17 protein-coding genes are annotated in these 19902 nt (G+C 53.7%); all 17 read right to left on the bottom strand.

The annotated features are described in order from the left end of the window. Window positions 1-6: 6 nt before the first annotated feature. The gene (gene menF, locus J1782_RS14185) at window positions 7-1347 is read right to left on the bottom strand and encodes an isochorismate synthase MenF (protein ID WP_165058284.1); all 1341 of its coding nucleotides are present in this window, start codon (window positions 1345-1347) and stop codon (window positions 7-9) included. A 230-nt stretch (window positions 1348-1577) separates the two neighbouring features. Further along, entirely contained in the window at window positions 1578-1886 is a 309-nt protein-coding gene (locus J1782_RS14180; RefSeq protein WP_152324361.1) for a DUF883 family protein, read from the bottom strand. A 103-nt stretch (window positions 1887-1989) separates the two neighbouring features. After that, complete coding sequence (locus tag J1782_RS14175) at window positions 1990-2505, bottom strand: DUF1097 domain-containing protein (RefSeq protein WP_217153359.1); 516 nt, start codon at window positions 2503-2505, stop codon at window positions 1990-1992. A gap of 205 nt (window positions 2506-2710) precedes the next feature. After that, window positions 2711-4171, bottom strand: a complete 1461-nt coding sequence (nuoN, locus tag J1782_RS14170) for an NADH-quinone oxidoreductase subunit NuoN (RefSeq protein WP_015696468.1) — start codon at window positions 4169-4171, stop codon at window positions 2711-2713. A 6-nt stretch (window positions 4172-4177) separates the two neighbouring features. After that, a complete protein-coding gene (gene nuoM / locus J1782_RS14165) occupies window positions 4178-5707 on the bottom strand; it encodes an NADH-quinone oxidoreductase subunit M (protein ID WP_217153358.1) in 1530 nt (509 codons plus the stop codon). A 97-nt stretch (window positions 5708-5804) separates the two neighbouring features. Continuing rightward, window positions 5805-7652 carry an NADH-quinone oxidoreductase subunit L gene (gene nuoL, locus J1782_RS14160; RefSeq protein WP_208950899.1) on the bottom strand — a complete coding sequence of 616 codons (1848 nt, stop codon included), beginning with the start codon at window positions 7650-7652 and terminating at the stop codon, window positions 5805-5807. Continuing rightward, the gene (nuoK, locus tag J1782_RS14155; RefSeq protein ID WP_004936014.1) at window positions 7649-7951 is read right to left on the bottom strand and encodes an NADH-quinone oxidoreductase subunit NuoK; all 303 of its coding nucleotides are present in this window, start codon (window positions 7949-7951) and stop codon (window positions 7649-7651) included. Before nuoK ends, nuoL begins: the two co-directional genes overlap by 4 nt. Then, window positions 7948-8508 (bottom strand): NADH-quinone oxidoreductase subunit J, encoded by a 561-nt coding sequence (nuoJ, locus tag J1782_RS14150; RefSeq protein ID WP_165058292.1) that lies wholly within the window; start codon window positions 8506-8508, stop codon window positions 7948-7950. Before nuoJ ends, nuoK begins: the two co-directional genes overlap by 4 nt. Window positions 8509-8520: 12 nt before the next feature. After that, window positions 8521-9063: an NADH-quinone oxidoreductase subunit NuoI gene (nuoI, locus tag J1782_RS14145; RefSeq protein ID WP_112289933.1), complete on the bottom strand. Its 543-nt coding sequence runs from the start codon at window positions 9061-9063 to the stop codon at window positions 8521-8523. Between the two features lie 14 nt (window positions 9064-9077). After that, window positions 9078-10055 carry an NADH-quinone oxidoreductase subunit NuoH gene (nuoH, locus tag J1782_RS14140; RefSeq protein ID WP_013574595.1) on the bottom strand — a complete coding sequence of 326 codons (978 nt, stop codon included), beginning with the start codon at window positions 10053-10055 and terminating at the stop codon, window positions 9078-9080. Next, the gene (gene nuoG, locus J1782_RS14135; RefSeq protein WP_217153357.1) at window positions 10052-12778 is read right to left on the bottom strand and encodes an NADH-quinone oxidoreductase subunit NuoG; all 2727 of its coding nucleotides are present in this window, start codon (window positions 12776-12778) and stop codon (window positions 10052-10054) included. Before nuoG ends, nuoH begins: the two co-directional genes overlap by 4 nt. 141 nt (window positions 12779-12919) lie before the next feature. After that, window positions 12920-14281 carry an NADH-quinone oxidoreductase subunit NuoF gene (gene nuoF / locus J1782_RS14130; protein ID WP_152324367.1) on the bottom strand — a complete coding sequence of 454 codons (1362 nt, stop codon included), beginning with the start codon at window positions 14279-14281 and terminating at the stop codon, window positions 12920-12922. Beyond that, a complete protein-coding gene (gene nuoE / locus J1782_RS14125; RefSeq protein WP_226790007.1) occupies window positions 14278-14814 on the bottom strand; it encodes an NADH-quinone oxidoreductase subunit NuoE in 537 nt (178 codons plus the stop codon). Before nuoE ends, nuoF begins: the two co-directional genes overlap by 4 nt. Before the next feature lie 2 nt (window positions 14815-14816). Next, the gene (gene nuoC, locus J1782_RS14120) at window positions 14817-16616 is read right to left on the bottom strand and encodes an NADH-quinone oxidoreductase subunit C/D (protein WP_152324368.1); all 1800 of its coding nucleotides are present in this window, start codon (window positions 16614-16616) and stop codon (window positions 14817-14819) included. Window positions 16617-16697: 81 nt separating this feature from the next. Then, window positions 16698-17372, bottom strand: a complete 675-nt coding sequence (locus tag J1782_RS14115; protein ID WP_101076105.1) for an NADH-quinone oxidoreductase subunit B family protein — start codon at window positions 17370-17372, stop codon at window positions 16698-16700. A gap of 22 nt (window positions 17373-17394) precedes the next feature. Then, window positions 17395-17838 (bottom strand): NADH-quinone oxidoreductase subunit A, encoded by a 444-nt coding sequence (locus J1782_RS14110; RefSeq protein WP_104921271.1) that lies wholly within the window; start codon window positions 17836-17838, stop codon window positions 17395-17397. Window positions 17839-18540: 702 nt separating this feature from the next. Beyond that, on the bottom strand, window positions 18541-19485 hold the full coding sequence (gene lrhA / locus J1782_RS14105) for a transcriptional regulator LrhA (RefSeq protein WP_152324369.1): 945 nt from the start codon (window positions 19483-19485) through the stop codon (window positions 18541-18543). Window positions 19486-19902: the final 417 nt, after the last annotated feature.

Raw genomic sequence — 19902 nt, 5'->3', positions numbered from 1 at the left:
AAAGGATTATCCGGCCTGAACGGCAGGCGTGTAGTGCTCTTCCAGCAAAGTACGCAAACCGGCGGCTTTGTTTTCGATTTCCTGCCATTCCTGTGCAGCGTCAGAACCGGCGACAATCCCCGCCCCGGCGTAAAGTTCCAGCTGTTGTCCTTTTACCGCCGCAGAGCGCAATGCCACGGTAAATTCACTTTGTTCGGTACTGAGATACCCGGCAGAACCGGCGTACCACTGGCGGTCAAATGGCTCATAACGGGCGATAAATTCACGCGCGGCCTGACGCGGTAATCCGGCCACCGCCGCCGTCGGTTGCAGACGTTGCAGGCATCCGGCGTCATCGGCCTCGGCGAGCTCGCCGTGGATGCTGCGGCGCAGATGCTGCACTTTGCGTAACCGCAGAATCTCAGCGGGCATCACGTCCAGAGAATGCGCCCCGCCCTGCAAACGCTGGCAAATATCATCAACCACCAGCAAGTTTTCACGCTGGTTTTTGCCGTCATTCAGCAGCCATTCACCCAGCATTTGTGCTTCACCATCATCAGGATGATTAGCGACAGTGCCCGCCAGCGCTTCGGTGAATAACTCAGTATGGTCGCGCAGGAACAGACGTTCCGGGCTGGATCCCAGAAAAGCCTGTTGCGGCGTGAACGCCAGCATAAAGTGATAACAGCGATGATTGACTTCGCGGCTGGCGGCGAGGAAAGCGCAGGCGTTCAGCGGCTGGCTGAGCGTTAGGGTAGTTTTACGGGCGAGAACGACTTTGTCGAATTGCTGCTGTTCGATACAGGTCAGCGCCTGTGAAATCAGTTCGTTCCACTGCGGCTGAGCGGGCAAATGCTGGTGCTGGATGACGCGGGAAGTGATCGGCGGCAAATCCCGGCTGGCGACCAGCGAACGCAGGAACAACCGGGTCCGGCGCGCTTCATTCCATAACGAAAGGGTGCTGAAAACGGTACAGCGCAGCCAGTAAGTGGTGCCTTTGCGGCAGAGCTCAATGCGTGGCAGGAAGAGAGCGTTGGCCGCAAATGCGGCGTCATCGTTGTCCGCATTAAAGGCGTTCAGGCCCCAGATATGCAGATCGGAAATGTCCTGGTACTCTCGGATAAAATCCTGCGCCTGCGACAGGTTGCCAAACGCATAGGCATCGCCACACACGGCGGCTTCTTCATCGCCATCGCGCTGCTGCCAGTAGAATTTTGGATAGCAAGGTTGTGCGGATAACCATTCAAGCAGGCCGGTGTCAGGCTGTTTTTGCAGAGAATAACTGAACTGTCGGATACCCGCGGTATCAGGCCATTCGCCTGCCAGGGCTGTATCAAGCTGTTCAATGATTGCTGATATTTGTTTCACCGCTACCTCGGGCCATACCGGATGTTTTGTGACGGGCAGAAATACCCTTCTGGATCAAAAAACGGGTTGGATCAATTACGGATGAATTATGCGGCGATACGAAAAATGAAAATATGCGACAGATCAAGCTGAAGTGAGTGACGTTAGCTAAGAAGGAGTATAGGAGGAGAGAAAGGAGTAATCAAACGTGAGGTAGCAGGAGCAGCGAAAACCGCTCCTGCTCAGCGGGATTAGCGACGCAGAAGGAGGCCAACCACCAGACCGACAGCCGCGCCTACACCAACGCCGTGCCATGGGTTTTCGCGCACATAGCTGTCAGTTTGTTCTGCAACTTTGCGGGCTTTTTTGCAGTAAGAGCGAGCCTGCGGATCAATGCGCGATTTGATATCTTTCAGTGCATTTTCTGCACGCGCTTTGATTTGGACATACTTCTCATCGGCTTTATCACCGGAAGATTTCAGCACTTCTTCCAGAGTTTCAGTCAGCATACGCAAATCGTCATCTAACGAGTTCTGCTGTGTCTCAAATTGGTCAGCCATATTTATCTCCTTATGATGTGAAAGTTCACACTGCCTATAACCCTAGCGCAGAACGGGAGTAAATGCCCGCCGGATCCCATAAACTGCCGTAAATTCGGGAGTTTTAAGAACCTTCTGACCCTTTGGTTTTCACAAAAACGACGGATTTTTCCAGCTGCGCACGCGGTTTTTCACGCTGTTTCGCCAGCCATAATCCGCTGTTTTTCATCGCGTAACCGAATACCAGTCCGACCAGCAATGACACCACCACCTGACGCCAGTCGCCCTGCGCGGCAAAAGTCGCACAGGCACCGATAAATGTTCCCGGCACAAAAGCCAGCCACTGTTGCCGGGCCTGAATGCACATCAGGAAAGCGACGACGCCGGTCAGCATGTAACCGAGAATGCTCCATTCGGGGCGCATGGCGCTGCCCGCGATAATGACGACCGCCCAAAAGACACCGCTCATGCAGGTCAGCGTACTGATCAGTAATCCGCGTAGTCCACCCTGCGGACAGGCGAAATATGCCGTGCATCCGAGGAATCCCGCCCAGCTTATCAGCCCAAGGCTGATGGCCACCCAACCCCAGACACCGGAGAGGATGCCGGTGGTTATGGCAATCATCACTAAAACATTCATGGTGTAAATCCATACGAATCTGAACAAGCGCGCAGTGTACGCATTGGCGGGAATAATGGAATGGGCAAGATCACAAAACAAATGTAATATTTGAATGAACGTACATATAAATGTGATTGATATCACAAAAATGCATCGATACGATTAAAAAAGCCGCTCATGAGAGCGGCTATGTCAGCTTTCAGGACTGCGTGTACAGGCTTTATCAGAGCAGCGGTTGCGCCATCTGCACCAGCGAGATCAGCGGTTGCGGGAAGATACCCAGCAGCAGCACGAGAATCGCGGAAATCAGTACAACCACCCCGCCTGCCGTGAGCGCCCAGTTATTAGGCGTATCACGAACCAGCGTTTCAGGCGCGCTCAGATACAGGCTCACCGTTACGCGCAGATAGTAGTAAAGACCAATCGCAGAACCGACAACCACAGCACCGGTCAGCCACCACAGATGCGCGGTCACACCGGTCGCAATCACGTAGAACTTACCGATAAAGCCCAGCGTCATCGGAATGCCGGCGAGTGACAGCATCATCACGGTCATTACCGCAGACAGAATTGGCTTATGCCAGAACAGACCACGGTAGGAGAACAGCGATTCCGCGTCCGGACCTTTGTACGGGCTGGACATCAGGCTGACCACACCGAAAGCACCGAGGCTGCTGAACAGATAACCGGCCAGGTAAACGCCGACAGTTTCCATCGACAACTGATGCGTTTGTACCGCAATCAGCGCCACCAGCAGATAACCAAGGTGAGCGATGGAAGAGTAACCGAGCAGACGTTTGATATTGCTCTGGCTGATTGCCATCAGGTTACCGACCAGAATTGAGCAGAACGCAATAATGCTCAGCACAATCCGGATCGATTCGCTGTCAGCCACCGGCGCGTAGAGGAACAAACGCATCACTACCGCGAAGATTGCGATTTTGCTGGCGGTTGCCAGGAAAGTCGAAACCGGTGCAGGTGCGCCCTGATAAACGTCTGGCGTCCACAGGTGGAACGGAACCAGCGACAGTTTGAACCCCAGACCGACAATCATCATGCCCAGACCGGCCATCAGCAGCGGCTGATGCAGCATCACGCCGTCACCCAGATTTTTGCCCAGAGATGCGAAGGACAAATCACCGGACTGTGCGTACAGCAGTGCCATACCGAACAGCAGGAAAGAAGACGCAGCAGCCGACAGCAGCATGTATTTGATAGCGGCTTCCAGCGAACGTTTCTGGCGGTAGGCGTAACCAATCAGGCCGAACAATGGCAGGGAAATCAGTTCGATCCCGAGGAACATTGACGCCAGATGGTTTGAACATGCCAGCAGAATGCCGCCCATGGCCGCGATGAGAACTAACAGGTAGAACTCTTCACGGTTGTCCGGATAACCGGCCAGCCACGGGTAAGCAAACGTACTGGTGGCCAGACTCGCCAGCAGCACCAGCCCGATGTAGAACATCGAGTAGCCGTCAACGCGCAGCAACGGTGTGACGTCCTGCGGCCCGACCTGCCCGACGTAGTAAAGGGAAAGTAAGGCAACGTTCAGCCCGATGACTGTCAGAGTGGCATTAAGAAAATGGTCGCGTCGCCACGCAATGGACAGCATCACCACCACCACCGTCAATCCGACGATCATCAGCGGTAATAGTGCGATCAGATTTTGAAGTGTAAATGTCATGGCGAATTACGGCCTTGTCGTTGAAATAGTGGAAACTGAAGACCCGAACCAGTGCTGAATGTTGCTCATCGCGGCGCTTGAAGTATCCAGAATTGGCTGCGGGTAGAAGCCCAGCGCCACCAGCAATACTACCAGCAACAAGATGATCGACAGTTCGCGTGAGGTCATGCCCGGCAGCGGTTCGTCAGATTTTGCTTTGCCATAGTAAGCGCGCTGCATCATCACCAGTGAGTAAACCGAAGCGAACACCAGACCAAATGTTGAGATGACAGTGATCACCGGCACAACCGGGTAGCTGCCGAACAGGATCTGGAATTCACCGACGAAGTTACCGGTACCCGGCATCCCCAAGGTGGCGACGGCGAAGAACAGCGACAACGCTGGCAGGTATTTAATCCGGCCCCACAATCCGCCCATCTGGCGCATATCACGGGTATGCAGACGTTCGTAAAGCTGACCACAGATGATGAACATACCGGCTGCGGACAGGCCGTGTGCAATCATCTGAATCACTGCGCCCTGGTATGCCAGCTGGCTGCCGGTGTAGATAGCAATCAGTACGAAGCCCATATGCGAAACTGAGGTGTATGCAATCAGACGTTTAATGTCGGTCTGACAGAACGCCATCCACGCGCCGTAGAAGATACCAATCACACCCAGCCACATGGCAATCGGGGCAAACTGGTGTGACGCTTCCGGGAACAGCGGCAGACAGAAACGCAACATCCCGTAGGCTGCGGTTTTCAGCAAAATACCGGCTAAGTCGACGGAACCGGCGGTCGGTGCCTGACTGTGTGCATCGGGCAACCAGCCGTGCAATGGCACAACCGGCATTTTCACCGCGAACGCGATGAAGAAACCGAGCATCAGCAGGTATTCAACACCGTGCGACATTGGCGTTTTCAGCAGGTCAGCGTAATTGAACGTCCATACACCGGTGGCGTTGTAATGCACAAACACCAGACCGAGTATGGCAATCAACATCACCAGACCGCTGGACTGCGTATAGATGAAGAATTTGGTTGCTGCGCTGATACGCGTTTTACCGTCTGACGCTTTGTGTCCCCACAAGGCAATCAGGAAGTACATCGGCACCAGCATCATTTCCCAGAAGAAGAAGAACAGGAACATGTCGATGGCGAGGAACACGCCGATTACGCCGCCGAGGATCCACAGTAAGTTCAGGTGGAAGAAGCCCTGATACTTCTGGATTTCACGCCACGAACAGAGGATCGCCAGGACACCCAGCAGACCGGTCAGAACCACCATCAGCAGGGACAAACCGTCCAGCGCCAGATGGAAGCTGATGCCAAAACGAGGGATCCACGGCACCGAAAATTCGGATTGCCACTGTGGAATACCCGCAGGCGTCGTTAATGAATATCCTCCCTGCAACCACAATTGCACGGAAAGAGCCAGCGTCAGCCCCATCGCAATCAACGCGATCCAGCGCGGTACTTTGCTCCCAAAGCGCTCAGTCTGCCAGCACAGCAGCCCGCCGATAAAGGGGATAAATAATAGCCAAGGTAATAGCATGGCGTGTCGTTCCCTTCTTTTATGCCCGAAGGCTATTTCACTTGCCGGTCAGTTACACCAACAGACCGGCATTGATAACTACACCCGTAATGCAGGCTTAAATCACCAGCAGCAGCGCCAGAACGACGACCGCACCGAGCCCCATTGACGCGACGTACCAACGTACCTGACCGTTTTCGCTCAGAGTCAGACCACGGTTACCCAGACGGGCAAACAGCGCAGGCAGATTCATCATCGAGTTCAGCGGATCACGTTGCAGGAGTTTCGCGACCAGCAGATAAGGTTTCACGAAAATCATGTCGTACAGCCAGTCGAAGCCCCAGGCATGGAACCACCAGGTCGTGAAGAAACGACCCGGTGCGCTTTTCGCAATGCTGTTGACCAGCGAGCGTTTACCCAGATACAGGGCCGCCGCCAGCAGAATGCCAGCAATTGCAATCACGCCTGATGTGATTTCCAGCGTCAGCACACTGCCATGCGCCAGCTCAGTGGTATCCGGCAGTACGCCTTTCAGTGGCGGAACAATCATCGCGCCAATGAAGGTGGACAGAACCAGTAACACCAGCAGCGGCAGGTGGTGAGTGATGCCTTTACCCGCATGCGCTTTGATTTTCTCTTCGCCATGGAACACGATGAAGATCATGCGGAAGGTGTACAGCGAGGTCATAAACGCACCGACCAGACCGGCAACCATCAGATTCAGGTGTCCGTTAGCCAGCGCACCCGCGAGGATTTCATCTTTACTGAAGAAGCCCGCAGTGATGATTGGCAAGGCCGACAGCGCCGCACCACCGACCAGGAAGCAGAGATAGACAAGAGGAATGGATTTACGTAATCCACCCATTTTGAAAATGTTCTGTTCGTGGTGGCAGGCCAAAATGACCGAACCGGAAGAAAGGAACAACAGTGCTTTGAAGAATGCGTGCGTCATCAGGTGGAAGATAGCGGCATCCCACGCCTGAACGCCCAGCGCCAGGAACATGTAACCAATCTGGCTCATGGTCGAGTACGCAAGAACGCGTTTGATGTCGGTCTGTACCAGCGCAGCAAAACCTGCCAGAACCAGCGTTACCGCACCAATAATGCCCACCAGATGCAGGATCTCCGGCGCCATCAGGAACAGGCCATGAGTACGTGCAATCAGATAAACACCGGCGGTTACCATGGTCGCGGCGTGGATCAGCGCAGAAACCGGCGTCGGACCAGCCATCGCATCTGCCAGCCAGGTCTGCAAAGGAAGCTGCGCGGATTTACCCACGGCGCCACCCAGTAACATCAGGGTTGCCCAGGTGATTGCCGTGTCGCCCACTGCCAGTTTTTGCGGTGCCAGGATCATCAGTTCGCGGAAGTTCAGCGTACCCAGTTCGCGGTAAAGAATGAACAACGCGAAAGCCAGGAACACGTCACCCACACGGGTCACGATAAAGGCTTTCATCGCCGCGGCACCGTTGGCCGGATGGGTGTAGTAGAAACCGATCAGCAGGTAGCTGCACAGACCCACGCCTTCCCAGCCGAGGTACATCAGCAGCAAGTTGTCAGCCAGTACCAGAACCACCATGCTGGCGATAAACAGGTTGGTGTACGCAAAGAAGCGTGAGTAGCCTTCTTCACCGCGCATGTACCAGGAAGCGAACATGTGGATGAAGAAACCGACGCCGGTTACCACAGACAGCATGGTCATAGACAAACCGTCGAGCGTCAGTGTGACTGGAATATTGAAGTCACCCACCTGCATCCAGTTCCACAGATGCTGGTTGAAGACTTCAACGCCCGCCGCTTTCTGGCTGAAGAAGTTGATGCCCACATAAACGGTGGTAAGTGCTGCCAGACCAATGGAACCCACGCCAATGGTAGCGGAGGTATTTTCAGACCAGCGACCGCGAGAAAAGGCCAGTAACAGGAAGCCAATCAGCGGGAACAGAATAGTTAAATAGAGTAAGTTCATCCGCGCATCTCACTGACAGTATCAATATTGAGAGTGTGGCGACGGCGATACAGTTGCAACAGCAACGCCAGACCAATACTGGCCTCCGCCGCAGCCAGGCTGATGGCCAGAATGTACATCACCTGCCCGTCTGCCTGACCCCAGTAGCTTCCCGCCACAATAAACGCCAGCGCTGCCGCGTTAATCATCACTTCAAGACTGATTAGCATAAACAACAGATTACGACGAACCAGCAGCCCGGTAAGCCCCAAAACAAAGAGGATCGCGGCCAGAATAAGACCATGTTGTAGAGGGATCATGCTCTCTCCTCCGGTTTTCTTTTTGTAGCCATTTCGGTCGTGGCCGGTGCGTCACCGAAGACTTCACCCGGTTTGTGTTCACGACCAACATGGAATGCCACGACCAGACCGGCCAGCAGCAACATTGACGCCAGCTCAACCGCCAGAACGTAAGGCCCGAACAGCGCGATACCCACCGCTTTCGCGTCAATCATGTCGCCTTTGATGCCATGGTCATGCACACCGAGAATAGACAGGATCATCACCACCAGCAGGATGACTGACAAAACTGAAGGCCCGATCCAGGTGGCAGGTTTGAGCCAGGCACGTTCCTGTTCTTCGACATTGCCGAGGTTGAGCATCATCACGACGAAGACGAAGAGCACCATAATGGCGCCCGCGTAAACGATGATCTCCAGTGCACCGGCGAAGTACGCGCCGAGCGAGAAGAAGACCGCAGCAATCGCCAGTAAAGAGACGATCAGATACAGCAGTGCATGCACCGGGTTGGTGTGCGTGATAACACGCAATGTCGCCAACACGGCCACCAGGGCTGCAATATAAAATGCAAATTCCATGCTTGCGGCTCCTTAAGGCAACAGACCTTTGACGTTGATCGGTTTGGCTTCGTTTTCAGCTTCGCCTTTCGACTTGCCGTCAATCGCCATACCGGCCATCCGGTAGAAATTGTATTCCGGATATTTACCCGGCCCAGAAATCAACAGATCTTCTTTTTCGTACACCAGATCCTGGCGTTTGAATTCGCCCAGCTCGAAGTCCGGCGTCAGCTGAATCGCTGTTGTCGGGCAGGCTTCTTCACACAAACCGCAGAAAATGCAGCGTGAGAAGTTGATGCGGAAGAACTCCGGATACCAGCGGCCATCTTTCATTTCTGCTTTTTGCAGAGAAATACAGCCTACCGGACAGGCTACTGCACACAGGTTACAGGCAACGCAGCGCTCTTCGCCGTCCGGGTCGCGCGTCAGCACGATACGGCCACGGTAGCGCGGAGGCGGATTGACCGGAACTTCAGGGTACATCTGGGTTTCGCGCTTGGCGAAGGCGTGCATGCCTATCATCCACAAGCTGCGAACCTGGGTACCGAACCCGACCACTATGTCTTTCAATGTCATGGTTTCATTACCCCTTATTGCGCGTTGTACAAGATGACCGCAGCGGTCGCCAGCAGATTAAGCAAGGTCAGTGGCAGGCAAACTTTCCAGCCAAATGACATCACCTGGTCGTAGCGGGGACGCGGCAAAGCAGCACGGATCAAAATGAACATCACCATGAAGAAAGCGGTTTTCAGCGCAAACCAGATAAACGGCGGCAGGAACGGCCCCTGCCAGCCACCGAAGAACAAGGTGACGATCAGCGCAGAGACAGTCACGATACCGATGTATTCCCCGACAAAGAACAGACCGAATTTCATACCGGAATATTCAATGTGGTAACCGTCGGCCAGTTCCTGCTCGGCTTCCGGCTGGTCAAACGGGTGGCGGTGACACACAGCCACACCGGCAATCGCAAAGGTCACGAAGCCAAAGAACTGCGGGATGATGTTCCACACATGTGCCTGAGAATTGACGATGTCTTGCAGATTGAAAGAACCCGCCTGCGCCACGACGCCCATCAGCGATAAGCCGAGGAACACTTCGTAGCTCAGCGTCTGAGCGGATGCACGCATCGCCCCCAGCAGCGAGTATTTGTTGTTACTGGACCAGCCAGCAAACAACACCGCATAGACGGTCAGACCGGCCATCATCAGGAAGAACAAAATACCGATGTTCAGGTCTGCGGCGAACCAGGTCGGGCTGACCGGAACAATCGCAAAGGAGATCAACAGGGATGTAAACGCAATCATCGGTGCCAGCGTAAAGATGGCTTTGTCGGTGAATTTAGGTACCCAGTCTTCCTTGAAGAACATTTTGATCATGTCAGCGACCAGTTGCAGGGAACCGCCCCAGCCGACACGGTTTGGTCCGTATCGGTTCTGGAACAGGCCCAGCAAACGGCGCTCGCCGAAGCTCATGAAGGCCCCGCAGGTCACAACAACCAGCAGGATCACCACCGCCTTCAGAATGGCGATCAACGAATCGATGACTACAGGTGTAAACCAGCTCATTGTGCTGCCTCCCGCAGATTTTCAACCGTTGCGCCAACCAGCACCGGAGGAATGCCCGGCAAGCCCAGCGGCAGGCCAACCTGGCCCTGACTCAATGTTTCACTCAGACGAACGGGCAATCTGAGGGTCTGACCGGCACAGGTGAATTCCACCCGAGAACCTGCATTCACCCCTAACTGCGCAGCATCTGCCGGGTTAACCATCACATACGCTTGTGGCATACGTTGCTGGATAACTTTCGAGCGCTGTGTCATTTCTTCACTGCCGAACAGGTGATAATAAGGCGCTACACGCCAGTTATCGCTCTGTGGAGTAAAGGCCGCCGGAATCGTGGTGAAGTAATCGAGTGTTCCCTCACCGGCTTCAATCAGACGCACACCCGGATCACCGTGGCGCAGACTGCCGCCCACTTCACTCTGGAATTTGTTCCAGGCTTGCGGTGAGTTCCAGCCCGGCGCCCAGGCGAATGGCACCTGATTGCGGTTGGCTGTCGGGCTGTTGTTCCCTTCCATCGAGAAGGCAAACATGGTGTCTTTATCTTGAGGCTGACGCGGTTCATGAACGCTGATGTTCGCGCGCATAGCGGTACGGCCACTTGAACGCGCCGGAGAACGCGCCAGCTTCTGACCACGAATACGGAAGCTGGCGTTTGGCGCCGCTTCTACCATGCCTTTCAGCTGTGGCAGAGCTTCAACACAGGCTTCAATCACGTGATCAAGCTGAGTCCAGTCAACATGACGGCTGTTGATAGTGGAATGCAGCGAGTGCATCCAGCGCCAGCTTTCGAGCATGGCAACCGTTGTGTCGTAGTAAGCCGGGTCATAAACCTGGAAGAAGCGCTGTGCGCGACCTTCCTGATTTACCAGCGTACCGTCGCTTTCGGCAAAACTCGCCGCAGGCAGGATCAGGCTGGCTTTATCCATGATGCGGGTACGCTGATGGTCAACGACCAGCAGGTTCTGCACATTAGCTAATGCTGCATCGACTTTCGCCTCAGGCGCCTGACGGTAAAGGTCATTTTCCATCACAATCGCGCTGTCTGCTTCGCCACGGGTCAGCAACTCAAGTGCTTCATCGAGTGTGCCACCGCCAATCATCGAAAGACCGATACTGTTAGCCGCAGAAGCCACGAACGTAATGCCGACATCACTGCCCGCAATTTTCAGCGCTTTGGCGATATTGGCCGCTGCTTCGATAATGGCGTCAGAGCCGGCGTTAGAACCGGTGATGATCAATGGCTTGCGGGCACCGGTCAGCGCCTGCACGATCACGTCGATTTTCTTGCTCAGGCCATCAGCCAGATCGGTGACCGCTGGCGCAGAATTATCCAGTGCATGAGCGATAGCAAAGCCGAAACGCGCCTGCTCATCCACCGGTGCACGGTAATTGTAGGCCGCGATATCGTCGAGTTTGGTGTTGTCTACGTTGGTCATAAACAGCGGGTGTTTGGCGTGCTGACCGATGTTCTGAACAGCGGCGATTTGCCAGTCGGCAACGCGCTGAGCCGCAGCCATCGCGCGGGCTTTACCTTTAACAGCCTGACGCACAGACAATGCGATACGCGCACCGGTCTGGGTTAAATCTTCGCCCAGCACCAGAACGGCATCATATTCTTCGATTTCACGCAGCGCTGGCGTGTGAACGCCGCTGTTGCGCAGAATGTTCAGCATCAGTTGCAGACGCCCCTGCTCTGCCGCGTTAATTCCGGTATAAAAGTTTTCAGCACCGACCAGTTCACGCAACGCAAAGTTGCTTTCCAGGCTGGCACGCGGAGAACCGATACCGATGGTTTTCTTCGCCTGACGGATAATATCTGCCGCGCCCTGCATCGCCTGTTCGGCGTTAAGTTCGATCCAGTCGTTACCACGCAGCTGCAAAGGTTTCTTCGGACGATCTTTCAGGTTCACGTAGCCATAACCGAAACGACCACGGTCACACAGGAAGTAGTGGTTTACGGTACCGTTATAACGGTTTTCGATACGACGCAGTTCGCCGTAACGCTCACCCGGGCTGGTATTGCAGCCAACAGAACATTGCTGGCAGATGCTTGGTGCAAACTGCATGTCCCATTTACGGTTATAGCGTTCGGAGTGCGTTTTATCGGTGAATACGCCGGTCGGACACACTTCTACCAGGTTACCGGAGAACTCGCTTTCCAGCGGGCCATCTTCCGGGCGGCCGAAATAGACGTTGTCGTGTGCGCCATAAACGCCCAGATCAGTGCCGTCCGCGTAATCCTTGTAGTAACGGACACAGCGATAACAGGCGATACAGCGGTTCATTTCATGAGAGATGAACGGACCGAGATCCTGGTTGTTATGGGTACGCTTGGTGAAGCGGTAACGGCGCATACTGTGGCCGGTCATCACTGTCATATCCTGCAGGTGACAGTTACCGCCTTCCTCACACACCGGACAATCGTGCGGGTGGTTGGTCATCAGCCATTCCACGACGCTTTCACGGAATTCTTTCGCTTCAGAGTCGTCGATGGAAATGAAGGTGCCATCAGACGCTGGTGTCATACATGACATCACCAGACGACCGCGCGTGTCTTCCGCATTTTGGTATTGCTTAACCGCACATTGGCGGCAAGCGCCGACGCTTCCCAGCGCCGGATGCCAGCAAAAATAAGGAATATCGAGGCCGAGAGAGAGGCAAGCCTGTAACAGGTTGTCCGCTCCGTCTACGTCGTATTCTTTGCCGTCTACATGAATCGTAGCCATAGTCAGCATGCTTCCACGTGGCCCGCCTGAGCGGGCGTTAATCAAAAATTCTTGCCGGGTTGGCGTATATCATTCGACAGCGCGTCCCTTGTTCCGGAAATTCGCGCACAGCGGGCTCACGTCCGCTGCCTGTTGCCTTCACTACCAGCGCTCTTTCAGCAAATTGTTTGGCTGAATGCCCGCAATCGCATGTGCGTTGTTGTAATGCTGTTTGGCGATACCCGCCTCAAATTCTTCCCGGAAATATTTAATCGCACTCTGCAATGGCTCCACGGCACCCGGCGCGTGTGCGCAGAAGGTTTTGCCCGGGCCAAGCTGGCGGCAAAGTTGCAGGAGAGTTTCGATATCCCCCGGCTGACCTTCACCCCGTTCCAGCGCACGAAGAATTTTCACACTCCACGGCAGGCCATCGCGGCACGGTGTACACCAGCCACAAGATTCGCGGGCGAAGAACTCTTCCAGGTTGCGTACCAGCGGAACCATGCCGATTTCGTGATCCACGGCCATCGCCAGCGCAGTCCCCAGACGGCTGCCGGCTTTACCAATGCTGGCAAAGTCCATCGGCAGGTCCAGATGATCGGCGGTCAGGAAGTCAGTCCCTGCCCCGCCCGGCTGCCAGGCTTTGAATTTCAGACCATCGCGCATGCCACCGGCATAGTCTTCAAGAATTTCACGTGCGGTAGTCCCAAACGGCAGCTCCCAGACGCCCGGATTTTTAACCCGGCCGGAGAACCCCATCAGTTTGGTGCCGGCATCTTCACTTTTGCCCGCAGACATACCTTTGTACCAGTCCACGCCGTGCTCAAGAATCGCTGGCACGTTGCACAGGGTTTCGACGTTATTAACGCAGGTCGGTTTACCCCATGCACCGGCAGATGCCGGGAACGGTGGCTTGGAACGCGGGTTAGCACGACGGCCTTCCAGCGAGTTAATCAGCGCAGTTTCTTCACCGCAGATGTAACGCCCTGCGCCGGTGTGAACAATCAGTTCAAAATCAAAACCGGTGCCGAGGATGTTTTTACCCAGCAGGCCCGCTTCGGTAGCTTCGGCAATCGCACGACGTAAGTTAACAGCCGCTTCAATGTATTCGCCGCGCAGGAAGATATAACCACGGTAAGATTTCAGCGCGAATGCCGAGATCAACATGCCTTCCACCAGCAGGTGCGGCATTTGCTCCATCAGCATGCGGTCTTTATACGTACCCGGCTCCATCTCATCGGCGTTACACAGCAGATAGCGGATGTTCATGCTTTCGTCTTTCGGCATCAGACTCCACTTCAGACCGGTGGAGAAACCTGCGCCGCCGCGCCCTTTCAGGCCCGCGTCTTTAACCAGATTGACGATTTCTTCCTGAGCCATGCCTTTGAGGGCTTTTTCTGCACCGACGTAACCGTTTTTGCTGCGGTATTCGTCGAACCAGACAGGCTGTTTATCCTCACGCATACGCCAGGTCAGCGGATGCATCTCCGGTGTGCGTTCGATATGTCTTGGAATGTAGGTCATGCGTAGCGCTCCAGTAGCGAGCCGATCGCTTCCGGCGTCAGGTGGCTGTGCGTGTCCTCGTCAATCATCATTGACGGGCCTTTGTCACAGTTACCGAGGCAGCAGGTCGGCAGCAGGGTAAAGCGTCCGTCTTCGGTCGTTTCGCCCGGCTTGATGTGCAACTGTTGTTCCAGAGCAGCCTGGATCCCCTGATAACCGGTGATGTGGCACACCACGCTGTCACAGTAACGGATCACATGGCGCCCCACCGGCTGACGGAAGATCTGGCTGTAGAATGTCGCCACACCTTCGACGTCGCTGGCAGGAATGCCCAGAACATCGGAGATCGCGTAGATAGCGCCATCAGGCACCCAGCCACGCGCCTTTTGCACGATCTTCAGCGCTTCGATAGAGGCCGCGCGGGCATCTTCGTAGTGATGTTTTTCGTGCTCAATCGCTTCACGTTCAGCGTCGCTCAGCACAAACACCGGCGGCGCGACGGGCTCGCTGACGTTGATGTACTGAACTTCTGAGTCTTTATTGATATCTGTCATCGTTAGCGGTCCACATCTGACATTACAAAATCGATACTGCCCAGATACACGATCAGGTCGGATACCAGGCTGCCACGGATTACGGACGGGATCTGCTGCAAATGCGGGAAGCTTGGCGTACGGACACGGGTGCGGTAGCTCATGGTGCTGCCGTCACTGGTCAGGTAGTAGCTGTTGATCCCTTTGGTTGCTTCAACCATCTGGAAAGATTCTTGCGCAGGCATGACCGGCCCCCACGACACTTGCAGGAAGTGGGTGATCAGGGTTTCGATGTGTTGCAGTGTGCGCTCTTTCGGTGGCGGCGTGGTCAGCGGGTGATCCGCCTTGAACGGGCCTTCCGGCATGTTTTTGTAGCACTGTTCCAGAATGCGCAGACTCTGACGCAGTTCTTCTACTTTGAGCATGACGCGGGAATAGCAGTCACTGACGCCATCACCTGTCGGAACTTCAAAGTCAAAGTTTTCATAGCCAGAATAGGGACGCCATTTACGCACGTCGAACGGGATACCCGTTGCGCGCAGGCCAGCACCGGTGGTGCCCCAGGCCAGAGCGTCATCTGCGTTATACGCAGCCACGCCTTTGGAACGGCCAATCAGAATGGTGTTTTTCAGCGCCGCTTTGACGTAGGAATCCAGACGTGCTGGCATCCAGTCAAGGAACTCACGCAGCAGGCGATCCCAGCCTTTCGGCAGGTCATGTGCAACGCCACCAATACGGAACCAGGCCGGGTGCATACGGAAACCGGTGATCGCTTCCACCAGATCGTAGATTTTCTGACGATCGGTAAAGGCAAAGAACACCGGCGTCATCGCGCCCACGTCCTGAATAAACGTAGAGATGTACAGCAGATGGCTGTTGATACGGAACAGTTCAGACAGCATCACGCGGATGGTGTTAACGCGATCCGGCGTTACGATACCAGCCAGTTTTTCAACGGCCAGCACGTAAGGCATTTCGTTAACACAACCGCCAAGATATTCGATACGGTCGGTATACGGGATGTAGCTATGCCAGGACTGACGTTCGCCCATTTTTTCAGCACCACGGTGGTGGTAACCGACGTCCGGAACGCAGTCGACAATTTCTTCGCCATCAAGCTGCAATACGATACGGAACGCACCGTGCGCGGACGGATGGTTTGGCCCGAGGTTGAGGAACATGAAGTCCTCGTTGTCGGTACCGCGCTTCATGCCCCAGTCCTCCGGCTTGAAGGTCAGCGATTCCATCTCAAGTTCTTCTTTTTGCTTAGTCAGCTCATAAGGGTCGAACTCGGTGGCGCGCGCCGGATAATCTTTACGCAGCGGGTGACCTTCCCAGGTCTGCGGCATCATGATGCGCGTCAGGTGCGGGTGACCATCAAAGGTAATACCGAACATTTCCCAGGTTTCGCGCTCGTACCAGTTGGCGTTCGGGAAAACCTTGGTAACGGTCGGAACATGGAGATCGTTTTCTGACAACGCCACCTTGATCATGATGTCGCGGTTACGCTCGACCGAGATCAGGTGGTAGAAAACGGAAAAATCCGCAGCCGGTAAACCGTCGCGGTGAGTACGTAAACGCTCATCAAAGCCATGCAAATCGAAAAGCATGACATAAGGTTTTGGCTGTTTTCGTAAAAAGGTAATCGCTTCCAGTACCTGTTCGCGCTTGAACCATACCACGGGAATTCCGGTACGGGTTGCCTGAACAGTAAAGGCCTCTGGCCCAAAACGGTTACGCAATTCGCCAATAACCGGATCATCGAGATGATCACGGGTATGCCATGCTGGCAGGGCGGAATCTTGCGTCGTCAAATCTGTCATATTTTTTTCACCACACTAAATGGTCATTTATGCCGTAAGGGGGACACCTCACCCCTCAGGGTTGACTCTCAGACCGCAGTGTTAAATCTCGTCCGGCGAACGCAGATTTGTCACGGCAATACGCTCAGCACGTTTACGCTCTTTTTCAGACTGCATATTCGCGCGGTAAACACCCTGATCGCCGACAACCCATGACAATGGGCGACGTTCTTTACCGATAGACTCCTGCAGCAGCAGTAATGCCTGCATATACGCTTCCGGACGCGGCGGGCAACCCGGGATATACACGTCGACAGGCAGGAATTTATCCACACCCTGCACAACAGAGTAAATATCGTACATGCCGCCGGAATTCGCACAGGCGCCCATCGAAATCACCCATTTTGGTTCCAGCATCTGGTCGTACAGGCGCTGAATAACCGGGGCCATTTTGGTGAAGCAGGTACCTGCAACCACCATGAAGTCAGCCTGACGGGGTGATGCACGCAGAACTTCTGCCCCAAAACGCGCAACGTCATGCACCGCAGTGAATGACGTCACCATTTCGACGTAGCAGCAGGAAAGGCCGAAGTTGTAGGGCCAGAGGGAGTTTTTGCGTCCCCAGTTCACCATGCCGTGCAATGATTCCTGGAGATTCCCCATGAAAACGCTGCGCTTAACCTGCTCCTGAAGAGGATCGCCGACGACCTCCTGGTTTTGCAGGGGGTAACGGTCGTTCTCACCGTCCGGGTCTATGCGGGTGAGCGTATAGTCCATCTTAATGCCTCGCTATGACTGCTTACTGAGGGTGATTGTTGGTATTAATTGCCGGGCTCGGTTTAACAGGTCCTTTCGAACGTGTTGGGGTCCAGTCGAGTGCGCCAATTCGCACCAGATAGAACAAACCGGCCAGCAGTACCAAAATGAAAATGGTGGCTTCAACGAATCCCGTCCAGCCGCTTTCGCGGATTGACGTTGACCATGCATAGAGATACAGGGCTTCAACGTCGAAAATGACGAAAAACATTGCAACCAGATAGAACTTTGCGGAAAGGCGCAGACGGGCAGTGCCCACCGAGGCGATACCTGATTCAAAAGGCGTGTTTTTGTAGCGTGCTCTGGCTCTCCCGCCAAGGAACGCGGCGCCCAGTAACATCAGGCAGCACAGCCCAACGGCAACGATAAGAAAAACGGCGAACGCCCAATGTTGAGCGATGACTTCAGTGGCTGTTGACATACTCATTGCTTACTCATCAAAAGTGGCACTTTGGCATCTGCTCTTAGGGCCGGCAGTTTGCGTACCACATCGATTCAAGGGAAGGATTAATAACCACACAGTTCACGGCTCAACAAGGCATTAAGCCAGTGATTTGTTGTGGGCTTTTTACCCTTTTCTATAACCTTTTGTCAACTTTGACAAAAGTATCTCCACATTAGTTTACATGCTTATCATTTAATTAACATATCATGCGACGGAACTTAAGCTAAATCGTGTCAGTTAAATACCGTGATAAAGCATGGGCCTGGGATGGGAGTTATTACATCTTTCGGGCTTTCCTATTGTCGCAGGAATAGTCGGCTCTTCCACTCTCTTAATAGGGGTATTTTTTTGATCCATGTCAGAGTTCTGTCAATTTTGAGACAGAAATGGCCACACATTTAACAAGTTTTATTGATTTTCAAAAAATGACAAGCGAATTACGGAGAAATTTGATGCATTCTTTTAACCTAAAAAAGTTCAGGATTTTGCGTCGTTTAGTGAAGTGATAGTCAACGGGAATGACAGTCGTAGCGGGAAAGAAACGGGGTTAATGCAGAAAAAGTCAGGTTTGAGTGGAGTTATTAAATTAAACCGCTAAAAATACAACTTTTGCACCTCTAAAGAGGTAGGAACCTTTACCCCCGCCCCGCTGATCGGAGGCGGAAGGTAAAGCCGGGTTTATTTTTAACTTTGAGAGTCTGCCAGGAACTCATGATCGTCATCCACAACCGGACGCGGACCATAGGCACTGAGAGAATAAGGATCATTCCCTTGCTCAACAGCGTTGAAAATCGCCATCGCCAGTTCATTTTCGCAACGGGCATTTTTGTACAACACGTACTGAGTGTCCGGCAAGCGTGGCAGACCATCCTGCTCACCCAAAACACGCAGTTCCGGGCTCATCATTTCAATCGGCCGCGCAGTCACGCCCAAACCGGCACGAACCGCAGCACGAATGGCAGACAATGTTGATGCCACATACGCAATGCGCCACGGGATCCCCGCCTGGTTGAGATGCTCTATCGCCATCATGCGATACGGGCTGGGTTCATCCAGCACCACCAGCGGCACACTGTCTCCTGACGGATAGGCAAAATCAGCCGAGCAATACCATAATGTTGGCGAAGTCCGCAGGACGATATGCGGATGATCGGTGTTGGTCATCGTCGTGATGGCCAAATCGACTTCCTCACTTTCCAGCATCGACAACATAAACGGGCTGCGTTTCACGCGAACATCAATAGACAACTTTGGATATACCGAAGTCACGCGGCTGAGCAGGAAAGGTAAGATGGTGTCAGCCGTATCGTCTGACGCACCAATCGTTATCCCGCCCTGGACGTTGCTGTACATCAAAGAGGTGCACGCTTCGTCGTTAAAACGAAGAATTTTCCGTGCGTACCCCAATAACTGAATACCATGTTCAGTTAATAATTTATTGCGTCCATGTCTGGCAAACAGTTCTTTTCCAACGAGTTGTTCTAGACGTTGCATCTGTTGGCTGACCGCCGACTGAGTACGACACACCGCAGCAGCTGCCGCAGCGAACGTATTTAAATCGGCAACAGCGACAAATGTCCTCAACAGGTCAAGGTCGAGATTGAGGATTGGACGATTTGCTATTGTCATAGTTTTTCTTCACTTTATAGAATCTAATAACAAGCTACCCTGATGGTGCGTCAAAGTACCCGCAAAAAGCAGAATACCAGATATGGCAGATACTCACTCATTTGATAAGTGAAATTGAGAAATATTTGTGCACGAAAGTTTTCCACTTTGTGAGCATCGAACCTTTTAAAGCACGCACAGTAATTCCGCACAAAGCAGGAATGATTAGAGCGTCTTAATTAATATAGTCCGTCCAGTGAAACCCTTCCACATACCTACATACCGGCCTGCTGCTGACAAAACCCTGACAATCGTTAATCATCTGGAGAAAAAACATAAGTTAAATTAACGAATAAAAGTAAGATATGGAAATATAACCTATTAAATTCATCGGCTCAAACGAATAACCATTTAATGCCACTGGGCATTAGTTAAATG

It is taken from the genome of Rahnella sp. BCC 1045, assembly GCF_019049615.1.
Taxonomy (GTDB): domain Bacteria; phylum Pseudomonadota; class Gammaproteobacteria; order Enterobacterales; family Enterobacteriaceae; genus Rahnella; species Rahnella contaminans.
This window is presented reverse-complemented; position numbering and strand designations above follow the sequence as displayed.